Consider the following 15,170-nt stretch of genomic DNA (forward strand, 5'->3'; position numbering starts at 1 on the left):
GCCTTACGGCGCTTTAGATCAACAAACTTTATTATGCAGCAATGCCGCTGTGTCTAAGTAGTGCATCAACTTGTGGTTCGCGTCCACGGAACTTTTTAAATAGCTCCATTGGCTCTTCACTGCCACCTTTTTCTAAAATGTTCTTTAAGAACGCTTCGCCCGTTGCTGGGTTAAAGATGCCTTCTTCTTCAAATTTAGAAAACGCATCAGCCGAAAGTACTTCAGCCCACTTGTAAGAGTAATAACCTGCGCTGTAACCGCCTGCAAAAATATGGCTAAAGCCATGTTGAAAGCGGTTAAATGCTGGCGCTTTAACAACGGCCGTTTTACTGCGCACATCATCAAGAGTTGCTTGAATGTTACATGGCTCACCCGCTTTGTAAGTATGGTGAATAGTAAAGTCAAACAGCGAGAACTCAAGCTGACGCAGCATTTGCATACCTGATTGAAAGTTCTTCGCAGCTAGGAGTTTATCTAATAACTCTTTTGGTAATGGCTCATCTGTTTCGTAATGGCCCGAAATAAAGCTCAGCGCTTCTTCTTCGTAGCACCAGTTTTCAAGGAACTGACTTGGTAACTCAACCGCATCCCATGCAACACCGTTAATACCTGCAACTGGCGCAGCATCAACTTGTGTCAACATATGGTGAATACCATGACCAAACTCATGGAATAAAGTAGTCACTTCGTTATGCGTAAACAAAGCAGGCTTATCACCCACAGCTTTATTAAAGTTACACACTAAGTACGCAACGGGGGTTTGTAATTCGCCGTTAGCACGTACTTTACGACCCATACAGTCATCCATCCACGCACCACCACGCTTGCGATCGCGAGCGTATAAATCTAAATAAAAACGACCACGTAAGGTATTGATGCTATCGTAAATTTCGAAAAAACGTACATCAGGGTGGTAAGTATCAAACTCTGTCACTTCTTTAACGCTAATACCAAATAAGCGATTTACTGTGGTGAATAAGCCACTTAAAACTTTATTAGCTGGGAAATATGGGCGCAGTACTTCATCAGAAATAGCATACTTCTCTTGCTTAAGCTTTTCGCCATAGTAAGCGTAGTCCCACGCGGCAAGTTCCTTCACACCGTGCTTATCTTTAGCGTAAGCTGTTAGCTCAGCAAGCTCTTGCTCAGCTTGTGGCTTAGACTTAGCCGCTAAATCTTCTAAGAATGAGAAAACTTGCTCTGGCGTTTCTGCCATTTTAGTCGCCAATGACATATCAGCGTAGCTGTCAAAGCCAAGTAACTCGGCAAGCTCATGACGCAGTGCAAGCTCTTCGCTCATAATGGCAGAGTTATCAAACTCACCGGCATTAGGGCCTTGATCAGAGGCACGGGTCACAAACGCAGTGTAAAACTCTTCACGTAACTCGCGGTTATCAGCATAAGTCATGATTGGTAAGTAAGATGGAAAATCTAACGTGAATACCCAGCCATCTAGCTCTTTGCTTTTAGCTGTATCTGCACCAAGGGCTAACGCAGACTCTGGTAAGCCAGCCAGTTCGCTTTCATCAGTAATATGCTTTTGCCAAGCGAGTGTGGCATCCATTACATTATTACCAAACTTAGAGGCCAGCTCAGATAAACGCGCACTGATTTCGCCATAACGCTTTTGTTGCTCAGGCTTTAAAGCAATACCTGAGAGCTCAAAATCACGCAGTGCATTAGTAATGGTTTTTTGCTGGGCAATCGTTAGTGTTTTAAATTCGTCACTGTTGTGAAGCTCGTTGTAAGCATCGTATAAACCTTGATGCTGACCAACAAACGTTGAATACTCAGATAACAACGGCAAACATTGCTCATAGGCTTCACGTAGCTCGTCGTTATTAACGACAGAATTCATATGTGATACCGGTGAAAATAAGCGTGATAACTTGTCATCAGCTTCTTCAAGCGGAAGCACCAAATCATTCCATGTGTATGATTTAGTTGCCAGTACCTCATCTATTTTGGTACGACACTCAGCAATCGCCGCTTTTAATGCTGGCACTACGTGTGCTGGTTTAATTTTAGAAAACGGCGGAAGCCCTTCTAAACCAATGAGTGGGTTATTTTCTGCAATTGTCATTTTCGTTCTCAAATTTTATGCGAAGATGATTTTGAAGTTGGGGCGAATTGATGAAATACAAGGGGCTTAACCTTGGTCTTTATTATGCTATTATCAACTTATTACTAAATCGATTAATTAATAAAGAATTATCTATTTTTGAGGACAAACTATGGCTCAGCATTTTGATTACATTGCAATTGGTGGTGGTAGTGGCGGTATTGCCTCTGCAAACCGTGCAGCAATGCGTGGCGCAAAAGTCGCTCTTATTGAAGCAAAACACATGGGTGGCACCTGTGTAAACGTGGGTTGTGTTCCAAAGAAAGTTATGTGGCACGGCGCACAAATTGCTGAAGCAATTAACGCATATGCACCTGACTACGGCTTTGATGTTGAATTAAAAAGCTTCAGCTGGGCTAAATTAGTTGAAAGCCGCGAAGCGTATATTGGCCGTATTCACCAAGGTTACAACAAGTACTTATCTAGCAATGGTGTAACTGTAATCAATGGCTTTGCTAAGTTTGTTGATAACAAAACAGTTGAAGTAAACGGTGAGCTATACACGGCAGACCATATCCTTGTTGCTGTTGGTGGTCGCCCTACTATTCCTAACATCCCAGGCGCTGAGCTTGGTATTGATTCAAATGGCTTCTTTGAGCTAGACGCACAGCCTAAGCGTGTTGCTGTGGTTGGTGCTGGTTACATTGCCGTTGAAATCGCAGGTGTACTTCATAGCCTTGGTACAGAAACACACCTGTTTGTTCGTAAAAACAAACCACTACGTACTTTTGACCCATACATTGTTGATACGCTTGTCGATATTATGGCAAAAGAAGGCCCGACTCTTCACACTGAGTGCACACCAAAAGAAGTAGTTAAAGAAAGCGATGGTAGCTTAACAATTCACTTTGAAAATGGTCACAGCCAAAACGTTGATGAAGTTATTTGGGCAATTGGCCGTACACCTACAACTGACAAGATCAACCTTGCTGCGGCAGGTGTTGAAGTAACTGAAGGCGGTTACGTTAAAGTAGACGAATTCCAAAACACCACAGCTGAAAACGTATACGCAGTTGGCGATATCATCGAAAACGGTATTGAACTTACGCCAGTAGCCGTTAAAGCGGGTCGTACTCTATCAGAGCGTTTATTCAATAAAGAATTACCTGATGATTTAAAAATGGATTACGAGCTAGTACCTACAGTGGTATTCAGCCATCCACCAATCGGCACAATTGGTTTAACAGAGCAGCAAGCGATTGATCAATACGGCAGCGATAACGTTAAAGTATATAAATCAAGCTTTGCAGCAATGTACACAGCGGTTACTCAGCACCGTCAAGCATGTAACATGATGCTAGTGTGTGCTGGCGAAGACGAAAAAGTTGTTGGCTTACACGGTATTGGCTTTACCGTTGATGAAATGATCCAAGGCTTTGCTGTTGCAATGAAGATGGGCGCAACCAAAGCAGACTTTGATGCTGTTGTGGCAATTCACCCAACTGGCTCTGAAGAGTTTGTAACGATGAGATAAACTCGCGTTGCGAGTTGCGAGTTGCGAGTTGCGAGTTGCGAGTTGCGAGTCAATTTTAAAACCTTGTGGTGCTGCCGCAAGGTTTTTTTATGCCTATGATTACAAAGTGAGGGGGAGTTGTTAAACTCAGTTAAAAGAATAAAAACGTAAACTACTTTGCAATCAATTACTTTATTCCCTGTACACCTTGTACAGAGTATCTTTCTGTTTCAAATGTTATTTGGTGCATTATTAATTAATAGCCAAAAACAAAGTCGTTCCTTGGTGCTGTTGTTTGCATTTCAAGGCTGTGTATGTGCCTTTAACCTGCTAGAAGGATTAGGTTTTTCTAGTTACTTAATCACTCCTGCATTTACATTACTGTATGGGCCTATGATTTACTTTTTTACCTTGTCGATTACAGGAAAACAGCCTTTTAAAACATCACACTACGCGGTTCACTTAATTCCTGCGGCTATTTCCTTAGCCTTTACCCACTTCACGCAAGCGATCATTTTACTTGGTTCAGTCAGTCAACTTGGCTACTTTTACTTTGCTTATTGCATTTTAAAGCGCTATCACAAACAACTTATGCATGCGCGCTCAGATGCTGAGAGCCTCAAATTAAAGTGGCTGATCAAAGCATTATTTATTTTTGCCATTATTGTCGTATTCGATTTGCTGCGTATGAATGTGCAACCAATCACGCCGCTCGATTTAAAGATGCACTGGTATTTATTAAACGAAATACTGTTACTGTTGATGTTTAGCTTTTTGTTGTTTCACACCATCAAAAATAGCTTTCAATTCGAACCAGTCACATTGCCTGAAGAACCCGAAGCTGAACAAACTGATTCGTCTGACGAGCAACTTGCACAGCAAATTTTCTCAACCATTGATAACTTGATTATTGACGAATCGCTTTATCGACAACCTAGGCTCTCACTGAACGACTTAGCAAATCAAACCGGGCTAGGTAGTAAAGAAATATCTTGGGCTATTAACAGCACAACGGGGAACAACTTTTGTGAGTACATCAACCAGCATAGAGTGAATGATGTTAAACGCGAAATAGAGCAAGACTCACCTCAAAAACTCAGCCTGATAGAGCTGGCATTTCAGGCTGGCTTTAATTCTAAATCGACGTTTAATGCCGTGTTTAAAAAAGAAACAGGATTAACACCGAGTCAATTTAAGAAGCAAACACAAAAGAATTAGCTCATAAAACAGTCAAAAAACGTCCTAAATCCTGTTTTAGGACGCTTTTTTACAACCCAATCGCTAATTTAAACAAAAAACAGCTTTGAGACTCCAGATGTACAAGCCCTATTTTTTACTACTCACATTGTGCCTATCAATAAACTTTTCGGGTTTTGCGTTAGCAACGAATCACTCTTTAGAGGTGACGAATCAAGCCTTAAAAGTGCAACCAAGTCGCGTTGGTACAAGCGACCCAATCGCTTACTTTCAATCGAAAACAGCAGCAATAGAGTTTGCTAAACAACAAAACTGGGCTCAGGTGAATAAACTCACAAAAAAGCTCATTAATGAATATCAAAATGATGGCGATACTTGGTATTTACTTGGCCTCAGTTACTTTCAATTGGCCGATTATCAAAATGCCAGCGATGCTTTGCAACGCGCACTTGCAATTGGGACTAGCTTAAAAGGCATTCCTAATGGGGCCAGTAACCCGAACGATTTAATGGTGAAAGTTGCAGAGGCATACGCAGAGCTTAATAACCAACTGCAAGCTGAGTATTGGCTTAAAAAAGCACTGGCTGCAAGATGGGATGACCGCCCAACACTAGCAGGCACCAGCTTATTTAAATCTGGTATTAACCCTCACTTTGAACGCTTTGCGCAATCGGCCAGTTATAAATCACTTGCGGGTAATAATTTGGATACTGAACTCAATCGAGATCAAAAATGGCGCGCCGATTTAGGGTTTTTAGTTGCAGAAATTAAACGTTTACACGTGGCAATGTATCAAAACATGAGCTCACAACAGTTTGCAGAAAAAGTAGCTGAGATTGATAAATCGATTCCTGAACTGACTGATCAGCAAATTGTTTTTCAGTTTATGGAGCTAATTGCATTACTTGGCAATGGTCATAATCTATTGATCCCAGCATGGGGTGAAAAAGGCAACTTTCAGCAACTACCATTTCAGTTTTATCAATTTAGTGACGGTTTATATATCACCAAAGCGAGTAGCGATTACCAACAATATGTTGGCTATAAAGTTGAGGCATTTGCCGATACACCAGCCCAGCAAGCTCTTGAGTTAACTAAGCGTGTTAATGCTCGCGATAATGAAATGCAAACCCTTTGGTTGGGTCCCTATTATTTAAGTTTGCTTGATGTGCTAAACGGGCTTGGCATTAGCAAAGGTAACGAGGTAACACTCACGCTCAGCTCACCAAAAGGCGCTATCACCACAATTACACCAGCGCTCAAATCAATGCAATTTGCAGGCTTTCCTAAGTTACCAAAACTTGCTGAACACCCCACGCTTAGATACTTAGCACAAAACAATACGCCGTTTTGGAGCGAACAAATCAAAACAAATAAATTACTGTATGTGCAATTCAATGATGTGCGTAATAGCAAAGATCTCACCCTTGCTGAATTTGCCATGCAGCTACAAGCACAAATCAAACACGATGATATTGAGCATATGGTGCTAGACCTTCGCCATAACAGTGGTGGTAATGGCTCGCTCACCCCGCCTTTGGTGGCAACGGCCGCATTTTTTAAAGTATTAAAACCACAAGGAAAGTTATTTATATTAATTGGCCGTAATACGTTTTCGGCAGGCCATGATCTAGCCGTTAAGATTGCCAATATAGTGCCAGCAATTTTTGTAGGTGAGCCATCAGGTACCCGCCCTAATGTGGCAGGTGAAGCAGGCTGGTTTAATCTACCATACAGTAAACAAACAGGCCTTATTTCGAGCCAATTCCACCAGCAAAGCCGTGCGGAAGACCATCGTATTTGGTTAGCGCCAGATATGCCAATTTCGCTTTCTGCAAAAGACTACTTTGCAGGTATCGATCCGGTAATGGATGCTGTTTTAACCATAACCAAGCAATAAACAGTGCTGGCACAAACCTTGTAACTGTTAATAAAGTAACCAGTTATAGCAAGAATTTGCTCTTGTTTACTGTGTAATTAAGTAGTTATTACGCAGTAAACAAGGCATTTTTACAAGGAGGCACTGTGTCTAAGTCTGCAATTTTATATCGCATGGTGACCGATGAGCATATTTGCCCATTCGGTTTAAAATCAAAAGATTTATTAGAGCGTCATGGCTACGATGTTGATGATCGTCATTTAACCAGCCGTGAGCAAACTGACGAATTCAAACAGCAGCATGATGTAAAAACCACACCACAAACCTTTATCAATGATAAACGCATTGGTGGTTACGATGATTTGCGCGACTTTTTTAATCTGCCCGAGGCTGGCCAACAAGGCACCAGTTACACCCCTGTTTTAGCGATTTTCGCAGTGGCCATATTACTAAGCTGCGGTTTTACTTATGCCAGTGGTGATGCTTTATTGTCGATGCAGAACCTAATGCTGTTCGTCGCATTATCAATGGCGGTATTAGCGATACAAAAGCTGCAAGATTTATTCAGCTTTTCTAACTCATTTATTACCTATGACTTACTAGCCATGCGTGTCGTGCCCTATGCCTATGTTTATCCATTTATCGAGGCGTATGTAGCGATAGGTATGGTTGCTAAGTTACCCGCCTTAGCTGTAGCACCCTTTTCACTATTTATTGGTGGCATAGGTGCGGTATCGGTTATTAAGGCTGTGTATATCGATAAACGAGAGCTAAAGTGCGCCTGTGTTGGTGGCGACAGTAATGTGCCGCTCGGCTTTATCTCTCTAAGTGAAAACTTATTTATGATAGCCGCAGGTATATGGATGCTATTTAGCTAATACAAAAACGCGAGGGATTACCCTCGCGTTCATTTTCACTATTAGTGGGGATTATTAAGCCGTACCACCCACAGTTAGGTTATCAATTTTAAGGCTTGGCTGACCCACTCCAACAGGTACGCTTTGGCCATCTTTACCACACACACCAACGCCTTTATCAAGGGCTAAGTCGTTACCTACCATCGAAATTTGCTGCATCACTTCTGGGCCATTGCCAATCAGTGTTGCACCTTTGATAGGTTGTGTGATTTTACCGTTTTCAATTAAGTAGGCTTCAGAGGCACTAAATACAAACTTACCTGACGTAATATCCACTTGGCCGCCACCAAAATTAGGCGCGAAGATACCTTTTTTTACCGAGCTGATAATATCGGCTTGGCTGTGCTCGCCACCTAGCATATAGGTGTTGGTCATACGTGGCATAGGTAAATGAGCGTAGGATTCGCGGCGCGCATTACCAGTAGGGTTAACACCCATCAAACGGGCATTTAGCTTATCTTGCATGTAGCCTTTAAGAATACCGTTTTCAATAAGCACGTTATACGCAGCTGGTGTCCCTTCATCATCCACATTCAATGAACCACGGCGATCAGCAATAGTGCCATCATCCACGACTGTACACAGCTCAGATGCCACCTTTTCACCTACTTTACCGCTAAACGCCGATGCGCCTTTACGGTTAAAGTCACCTTCTAGGCCATGGCCTACCGCTTCGTGTAGTAACACACCCGGCCAACCTGCACCTAGTACGACTTCCATGCTACCCGCAGGTGCATCGATTGCTTCTAGGTTTACTTTTGCTTGGCGAACAGCTTCTTCGGCGTATTCCATCCAACGCGGTTTGCCATCGACTAATTCTTTAAAATAGCCATAATCTAAACGCGCACCGCCCCCTGCACCACCGCGCTCACGGCGGCCGTTCTTCTCAAGTAACACTGAGCAATTTAAGCGAATAAGCGGGCGAATATCGGTGGCAAAGGTGCCATCACTTGCAGCAATTAATACTTCTTCATAAACCGCCGACATTGAGCTGATCACTTGCTCAGCATCCGGTGCTAATTGACGAATATAGTTTTCAAGTTCGCGTAGCAGGCTTACTTTGTCATCGTTGCTCATGCTTTGAATTGGTTGATGCGGTGCATACTGCTCTTTAGCAGCAACATCACTGAATACTTGAATCGTTTTGTTTTCGCCTGCATTAGCAATGCTGCGCGCTGCCGTTGCAGCTTTGTTTAACGCTTCAAGGTTAATCGCATCTGAGTATGAAAAACCGGTTTTTTCACCGCTAACAGCACGCACACCCACACCACGTTCAACGTTGTATGAGCCTTCTTTCACTAAGCCATCTTCAAGCACCCAAGATTCGTGGTGGCTTGATTGAAAATACAGATCGGCATAGTCAACTTGATGTTGATGAATAAAAGCGAGCGTTTTTTCTAATTCTTCTCTCGTAAGTTGGCTGTCATGTAATAAATGCTGTTCAACCGTGTTCATAATAAATGCTCTCTAAATCGTTGCTGAGACTGCACAGGCATGTCTTGGCGAATTGTATTCAAGCGGTTTAAATCAAGCTCATGGCTGATAAACCCAGTACCAGAGGCAAGCTCACTGAGCGTTTCTCCCCATGGTGAAATAATAATGCTGTGACCATAAGTGTGGCGGCCATTCTCGTGCTCGCCCCACTGTGCTGCGGCAACCACATAACATTGTGTTTCTATTGCCCGCGCAGCTAATAAAATATGCCAATGAGCAGCACCGGTAACGGTGGTAAAGGCACTGGGCACTAAAATAAGCTCAGCCCCTTGACGCTGCATGGCGGTGAATAAGCCACTGAAACGTAGATCATAACATACTGCTAAGCCAATTTTACCAAATGGCGAGTCGACCACCACAATATCGTTGCCTGCTTGCGTCGCATCAGACTCTCGGTAACTGCGCGTAGTGTCGGCAACATCCACATCAAATAAGTGAATTTTATTGTACTGCGCAACCACATCGCCTTGGTTGTTAAATAAAAACGAGGCAGCTAAATACTTACCATTTTGCTGTGAAACAGGCAGGGTTCCAGCAGCTAACCAAATATCATGTTGCTTACATAAATCAGCAAGCTTCGCTTTATATGACTCACTTTGCAGACCTAATTCATAACTTGCTTGGCTTTGCTTACTAAAAATCAAAAAGCTTTCAGGTAAACACACTAGCAATGGCCGAGTTGCAGGTAACTGATTCAATGTCTGTGCTAAAAAAGCGAGGTTTTGCTCAGCATTCATGCTTGAGCACATTTGCACAGCAGCAACCTGTGGTTGAGGGTTAGCCTTCATTGTTATCTAAACTCACTGAAGATGCGGCATCTTTTAATTTTAGTTGCGTCGACGACTGCGGCTGGCTTTGCGCGGCTTGCGGTAACGTCACTTCACGGCTCTTACGATCTACTTCTTCAACGACAGGATCGTTCATACTACCTGTTACTTTGAAGTTGATCTCTGAGATCACCCGCGCCGAATGAATCACTTTATCGATTGCCAGCGCTGCAAGACCACTTACCGGGTTTACCATCCATGCCACAATCACTGGAATACTCGACGTCACCTGCGGCGCAACCGCTAGGTCGTAATCAATTTCAAAGGTGTTTAAGTTTGTATGGCCTTTAATCGTTAGATCGGCAGGCACACCATCAAGCTTGGTATCTTGAGTGTAAGCTATGCCCTTTTCTAGCTGCATGGTGCCTTGCATACTGTTATAGAAAAAGCCTTTCGAGAATACATCTCTAAAATCGAGTTTCAGCTTACGCACTAACGAATCTAAACTCAGTAAAGAGAATACTCGCGCACCGCCATCACTGATCTCAGCAAGGTGCCCTTCACCTAAACGCCAATCTAATTCACCAGCTAAACTTGGTACGTCAAAGCTATAAGGTGCGCCTTGCCATGCAAGATCAAACTTAATATTGGCATCTGAATCTTTTACTGTGGTGGTGATATCAAACTCATCAAATAACTCGCCAATATCGTCACTTTGTAAGTTACCACTAAAGCGTGTTTGCCCATCAGCAAATTGTCCTTTACCACGTAATACGTGGTCGCCTTTGTCGATGACCAGCTCAGTAAACAAGAGTTTATCGTTCTCCCCAACTAAGCTGCTTTTAATTTTATCAAGCTGATACTCAGCCACTTTACAATCTTCACAGTTAAACTCGATGGCTGGGACTCGGGTTAACCAGCTTAAATCTTCTGGTTCAGCGTCTTGCTCTGTTTGTTCTGTGGCTTCGTTAAAATTAATACGCAGGTAGTCTGTAAAAATTTGAATTGGTCTGCGCGTTTCACCGGTTGGAATAAGCGCGTCGGCACGTAATTCTTTGGCATTTAGCTTTAGCTCTAAATCTGATTGCTTTGGTGCTAAGCGAAATTCAAAATCATTAAAGTCGATATTGTGTAGTGCTAGTTTGTTAAATTTACCCGTTACGTTATTGAACGCAGGCATCACACTTGGCGCATCAGACTTAACTTTGGTAAGCGCAATAATTTGATCAATTAAGCCAAACCAAGGCACTATTTCGGTTTTTGGTAAATCGATAGATACCGCAAAACCTTCACGATTAAGCCCTAAATCTTGCGCACCTAAAATTAAATGGGCATTACTAAATTTCTTTTCACCGTTATCTAAGATCGCATTAAAGAATAACTGCTCATCAACATTAGCGGTGATCAAGTTCGAAATACGGTCGCCCTGTACCACTGCGGTTAATGGCCATTTCTGCTCTGCGCTTTTGCTATAAGGTGCAGGCAGCTTGCTGGTTACACCGATTAAATTACCACTCACATCAGCGCGGTAATTAAAGTCATTTGGTAAAAAGTTAAGCGACACATTAATATCAACATCACTTTGACCGCTTAAGTAACCGGCCAGTAAACCATGAGCTTGTTCAATTAAAGGCTCAGCTTCAAGGCCCAGCTTTACCTCAATTTCAGCGCGATAGGTGTCAGCCACATTTTCACTGTTGTAGTTTGCTGTGAGTGGCATGCCCATCCAATCTGCTTTGGCATTTTTTAAGTCGATTTTATCGTTATTAAACTTAACAATACCGGTCATGTGATTAAGCGTGATACCTGGTTGTGCAAGGTAAACCGGAATATTGGCCAATTCAACTTCACCAATCGCATCAACATGACCCGAACGTAAATTTACTAACAACTCAATATCGGCCGTCGCTTCGCCTTGTGGTTGCACAACTTCAAAAACACTCGCCAAAGGTTTAGCAAGCGGAGTCGCCGTAAAGAACGGGTTAAGCTTATCGCCATGAGCTCGTTTATTAATGGCAACTTTTAGGATATCTGCATTCATTAAATCAGCAATACTGACATGAACACTCTCCCCCAAAGGGAGGTTAACCAGCTTGCCCGACTTGCTATAGATATCCATGCGCTCATTTTCAAAATGTAAAATGACGTTAGCATCTTCAACTTCTGGCCAGCTTGGTGAAAACTTATATTTAGCGTTTTCAACATTCGCTAACACTTCAAATTGACCTTGCTGCTCTTTGAACGGGAACCCTTTAAATGGCCCCGAGAACAGCACTTGAGCTTTATTAACTTCACCGCCCTTAATTGCGCCATTAAGGTAATTAACCAGCTTTTCGCTCATTACAGGTAACGGGAAATAATGCCCAGCGACTTTGGCATCAGGGGCATAGGCTTCAGCATATAAATCTAACCGCGGTTCATCGGTCAGGCTGAGCATCATCTCAGCAGCCACAGTAACTTCGTCGTTATCAAGCCAGATATTATCGCTACTAATGCGCCAGCCATCATCGTAATGGTGAAGGTCGAGCTCTACATTTAATTGATTGTAGGCAATATCTTGGCTAAAGCTGCCGTTCGTTAGCAGTTGATTGTTCTCGCCATATAGCTGAATTCGCCCAGCTGATTGATTAATTAAGCCATCAACACGAATCGCCTGACCGCCAGGAATGCCCTGCAGCGACAGCCAATTGATTTGTTCGCCCTGAAACCAAAGTTGCCAGTTATCCTGCTGACCCAACTCAAGATAGGCATCACTTAACTGACCATTGGGTTGACGGGCTAAAAACGGGGCAAGTACTTCAAAGTTACTTAACTGTGATAACTTTGCCAGTAATGCAAAATCAAATTGCTTTAACCAAATTTGGCTTTTATCGCCAAGTTGAGCTTCAAACTGTAAGGTTGGCCATTGTTTTAAATCACTTTCAAAGGTGAGCCCGGTGCTTTTTAAGCGCCAGCCATTTTGCTTAGGAAATAAATGAAAACCACCTTCGCTTAAACTGATTTGGTGTGCTTCTTGGTTTTGTTGCCAATTGATAAAGCTCGGTAGCCACTGCACTTTTACATCGCTGATCAGGCCTTTTTCAAGACTAAACCACGTTTGTAAATTGATGTCTGAAGTAAGCTGCTGCTTGTCAGTATTAATATATTGCGCCAGCCACTTAGATACATCAACGTTCGCTGCTTGCACATAGATATCGCCAGCCATGGTTTCGAGGGTCGAACCATTCAGCGCCATGCGGGCGTCAAAACTACCAACAGAAATTCCCGGTAAGGCTAACGTGCCTGAGCCTTGATGTTGCTCTGGGGTATTTTGCCAGACAATATTTTCGAGGATCAGCTTGCGCTCTTTACCATCATTGAGGGTAAAATTAAGGCTACTGTCTTGCACCGCAAAGTGACCAGTTTCACCAAGGAATAAGCCTTCGATTAGTTCTTTTTGCTCAAAGTTGCTGGTTTGCTGGTTATTCCCCAAATCAAGCATAGTGGGTAAATCAACATCAGCATGAAAACCATTGATCACAAAGTAGTTAGATTTAAGCTGACGGGTTTTTACTGACTCCCATAAATTAACTTCAAGGCTTGCTTTATCAATGGTGAGTGCAATCGGCGAGGTTTGGTTATCTTCAAAAGAAATATCTTCGATGACTAAGGCAGGACCTTGGCCATGCCAACTGGCTGAGATTGAGCCAATCGCTAAATTTACATCAAAGCGTTCATACAAAAACGCTTCAATGTCATCTTTATAATCATTTGCGTATGGCAGTGAATACTTTACCACAGAGACAATAACGGCCAGCAGTACGAGAGTAATAGCAAATACTTGCCATAACTTACGTAAACAATAAAAGCAGACCGTTTTTGCCTTCATTACATCATTACCACATCAAACTGTTCTTGGTTATATAAACTCTCTGTTTGAATACTGACTTGCTTACCGATAAATAGTTCCAGCTCAGCAAGGTTGTGATACTCATCGTTGATCAATGCTTCGCTTACCGAAGGAGCTGCGTAAACCATAAACTTATCAGCTGCATAAGCACGGTTTACCCTAACGATTTCACGCAAGATTTCGTAGCAAACCGTTTCGACTGTTTTTTGCGAGCCGCGCCCTGAACACGCAGGACACACATCACAAAGAATGTGCTCTAAGCTTTCGCGGGTCCGTTTGCGGGTCATCTCTACTAAGCCTAGTGCAGATAAGCCGTTTATGTTGGCTTTTGCACGATCTTTTGCAAGTGCAGACTCAAGTGAGTGCAAGACTCGGCGTTTGTGCTCATCGCTAACCATATCGATAAAGTCGATGATAATGATGCCGCCTAAATTACGTAAACGTAGCTGACGAGCAATTGCTGAGGTCGCTTCGATATTAGTATTAAAAATGGTCTCTTCGAGGTTACGATGGCCAACAAACGCGCCGGTATTTACATCAACGGTTGTCATCGCTTCGGTTTGGTCGATAATTAAATAACCTCCCGATTTAAGCTCAACTTTACGATGTAGCGCTTTTTGGATCTCGGTTTCAACATCGAATAAATCGAAAATAGGTCGCTCACCCGGGTAGTATTCTAATGCTCCCGATAACAGCGGCACAAATTCTTCTGTAAATTCTTTAAGCTCTTGATAGGTTAGTTTTGAGTCAACACGAATACGCTCCATGTCTTCACCTACGTAGTCACGTAGAGTTCGAAACGCCAGTGTTAAGTCTTCATGCAAGATGCTTTCTTTACTGGTTTTTTTGCGCTTAGTGACGATTTTTTGCCACAGTTTTTTTAAGAATTCCGCATCGTGACGTAGCTCAGCTTCCGACGCCCCTTCTGCTGCGGTACGAACAATAAAGCTGCCGTCATCATCACCATATTCGGCAACAATTTTCTTTAAACGCGAACGTTCTTCTTCGGTTTCAATGCGCTGGCTTACACCTACGTGTGTTGCATCTGGCATAAACACTAAATAACGAGAAGGAATAGTGATATCAGTTGTTAAGCGCGCGCCCTTGGTTCCTAGCGGGTCTTTAACCACTTGCACCATGATATGTTGGCCTTGGCGCACAAGCTCACGAATATCTTGTACTTTTTTGATTGGCTGCTCATCAACGCCTTCTACAATTGAGGCACTGTTTACAATGTCTGATGCATGTAAAAAGGCGGCTTTCTCTAAGCCAATATCGACAAACGCAGCCTGCATACCCGGTAATACACGGCTGATTTTACCTAAGTAAATATTGCCCACAATCCCAAGGTTGCCAATACGCTCTAGTTGGATTTCTTGCAGTACGCCATTTTCGATAAGCGCAACGCGACTTTCGCTCGGTGTAACGTTGATCAGTAATTCGGTGCTCATG

The 15,170-nt window shown here is 42.9% G+C and carries 9 protein-coding genes; 4 read left to right on the forward strand and 5 right to left on the reverse strand.

From position 1 onward, the window contains the following. Positions 1-31 precede the first annotated feature (31 nt). The gene (gene prlC, locus L1D51_RS08160) at positions 32-2,083 is read right to left on the reverse strand and encodes an oligopeptidase A (protein ID WP_239963392.1); all 2,052 of its coding nucleotides are present in this window, start codon (positions 2,081-2,083) and stop codon (positions 32-34) included. A 151-nt stretch (positions 2,084-2,234) separates the two neighbouring features. Here prlC and gorA point away from each other — a divergent pair, with 151 nt between their 5' ends. The 4 genes from gorA to L1D51_RS08180 all read left to right on the forward strand — a co-directional run bounded on the left by gorA (position 2,235) and on the right by L1D51_RS08180 (position 7,529). After that, positions 2,235-3,596, forward strand: a complete 1,362-nt coding sequence (gorA, locus tag L1D51_RS08165) for a glutathione-disulfide reductase (RefSeq protein ID WP_054563362.1) — start codon at positions 2,235-2,237, stop codon at positions 3,594-3,596. A gap of 156 nt (positions 3,597-3,752) precedes the next feature. After that, the gene (locus tag L1D51_RS08170; protein ID WP_239963393.1) at positions 3,753-4,793 is read left to right on the forward strand and encodes a helix-turn-helix domain-containing protein; all 1,041 of its coding nucleotides are present in this window, start codon (positions 3,753-3,755) and stop codon (positions 4,791-4,793) included. Positions 4,794-4,998: 205 nt separating this feature from the next. Next, entirely contained in the window at positions 4,999-6,672 is a 1,674-nt protein-coding gene (locus L1D51_RS08175) for a hypothetical protein (protein WP_239963394.1), read from the forward strand. Between the two features lie 125 nt (positions 6,673-6,797). Beyond that, positions 6,798-7,529, forward strand: coding sequence for a MauE/DoxX family redox-associated membrane protein (locus tag L1D51_RS08180; protein ID WP_239963395.1), 732 nt, complete (start codon positions 6,798-6,800; stop codon positions 7,527-7,529). Between the two features lie 54 nt (positions 7,530-7,583). On the opposite strand, the gene tldD is transcribed toward L1D51_RS08180, so the two are convergent. From tldD to rng, 4 genes are read right to left on the reverse strand one after another with little or no spacing between them, the layout of a single operon-like run. Continuing rightward, on the reverse strand, positions 7,584-9,023 hold the full coding sequence (tldD, locus tag L1D51_RS08185) for a metalloprotease TldD (protein ID WP_054563360.1): 1,440 nt from the start codon (positions 9,021-9,023) through the stop codon (positions 7,584-7,586). Then, positions 9,020-9,850, reverse strand: a complete 831-nt coding sequence (locus L1D51_RS08190; protein WP_239963396.1) for a carbon-nitrogen hydrolase family protein — start codon at positions 9,848-9,850, stop codon at positions 9,020-9,022. Before L1D51_RS08190 ends, tldD begins: the two co-directional genes overlap by 4 nt. Then, a complete protein-coding gene (locus tag L1D51_RS08195) occupies positions 9,840-13,697 on the reverse strand; it encodes a YhdP family protein (protein WP_239963397.1) in 3,858 nt (1,285 codons plus the stop codon). The genes L1D51_RS08190 and L1D51_RS08195 overlap by 11 nt, the downstream gene beginning before the upstream one ends. Further along, positions 13,697-15,169 carry a ribonuclease G gene (gene rng, locus L1D51_RS08200; protein ID WP_054563357.1) on the reverse strand — a complete coding sequence of 491 codons (1,473 nt, stop codon included), beginning with the start codon at positions 15,167-15,169 and terminating at the stop codon, positions 13,697-13,699. Before rng ends, L1D51_RS08195 begins: the two co-directional genes overlap by 1 nt. Between the last annotated feature and the right edge of the window lies 1 nt (position 15,170).

The sequence above is a fragment of the Pseudoalteromonas shioyasakiensis genome, from assembly GCF_022398475.1.
Taxonomy (GTDB): Bacteria; Pseudomonadota; Gammaproteobacteria; order Enterobacterales; family Alteromonadaceae; genus Pseudoalteromonas.

Bases quoted from the DNA above. Each gene is read 5' to 3' on its own strand.
- prlC (WP_239963392.1), bottom strand. From the start codon at position 2,083: ATGACAATTGCAGAAAATAACCCACTCATTGGTTTAGAAGGGCTTCCG.
- gorA (WP_054563362.1), top strand. From the start codon at position 2,235: ATGGCTCAGCATTTTGATTACATTGCAATTGGTGGTGGTAGTGGCGGT.
- tldD (WP_054563360.1), bottom strand. From the start codon at position 9,023: ATGAACACGGTTGAACAGCATTTATTACATGACAGCCAACTTACGAGA.
- L1D51_RS08190 (WP_239963396.1), bottom strand. From the start codon at position 9,850: ATGAAGGCTAACCCTCAACCACAGGTTGCTGCTGTGCAAATGTGCTCA.
- L1D51_RS08195 (WP_239963397.1), bottom strand. From the start codon at position 13,697: ATGAAGGCAAAAACGGTCTGCTTTTATTGTTTACGTAAGTTATGGCAA.
- rng (WP_054563357.1), bottom strand. From the start codon at position 15,169: ATGAGCACCGAATTACTGATCAACGTTACACCGAGCGAAAGTCGCGTT.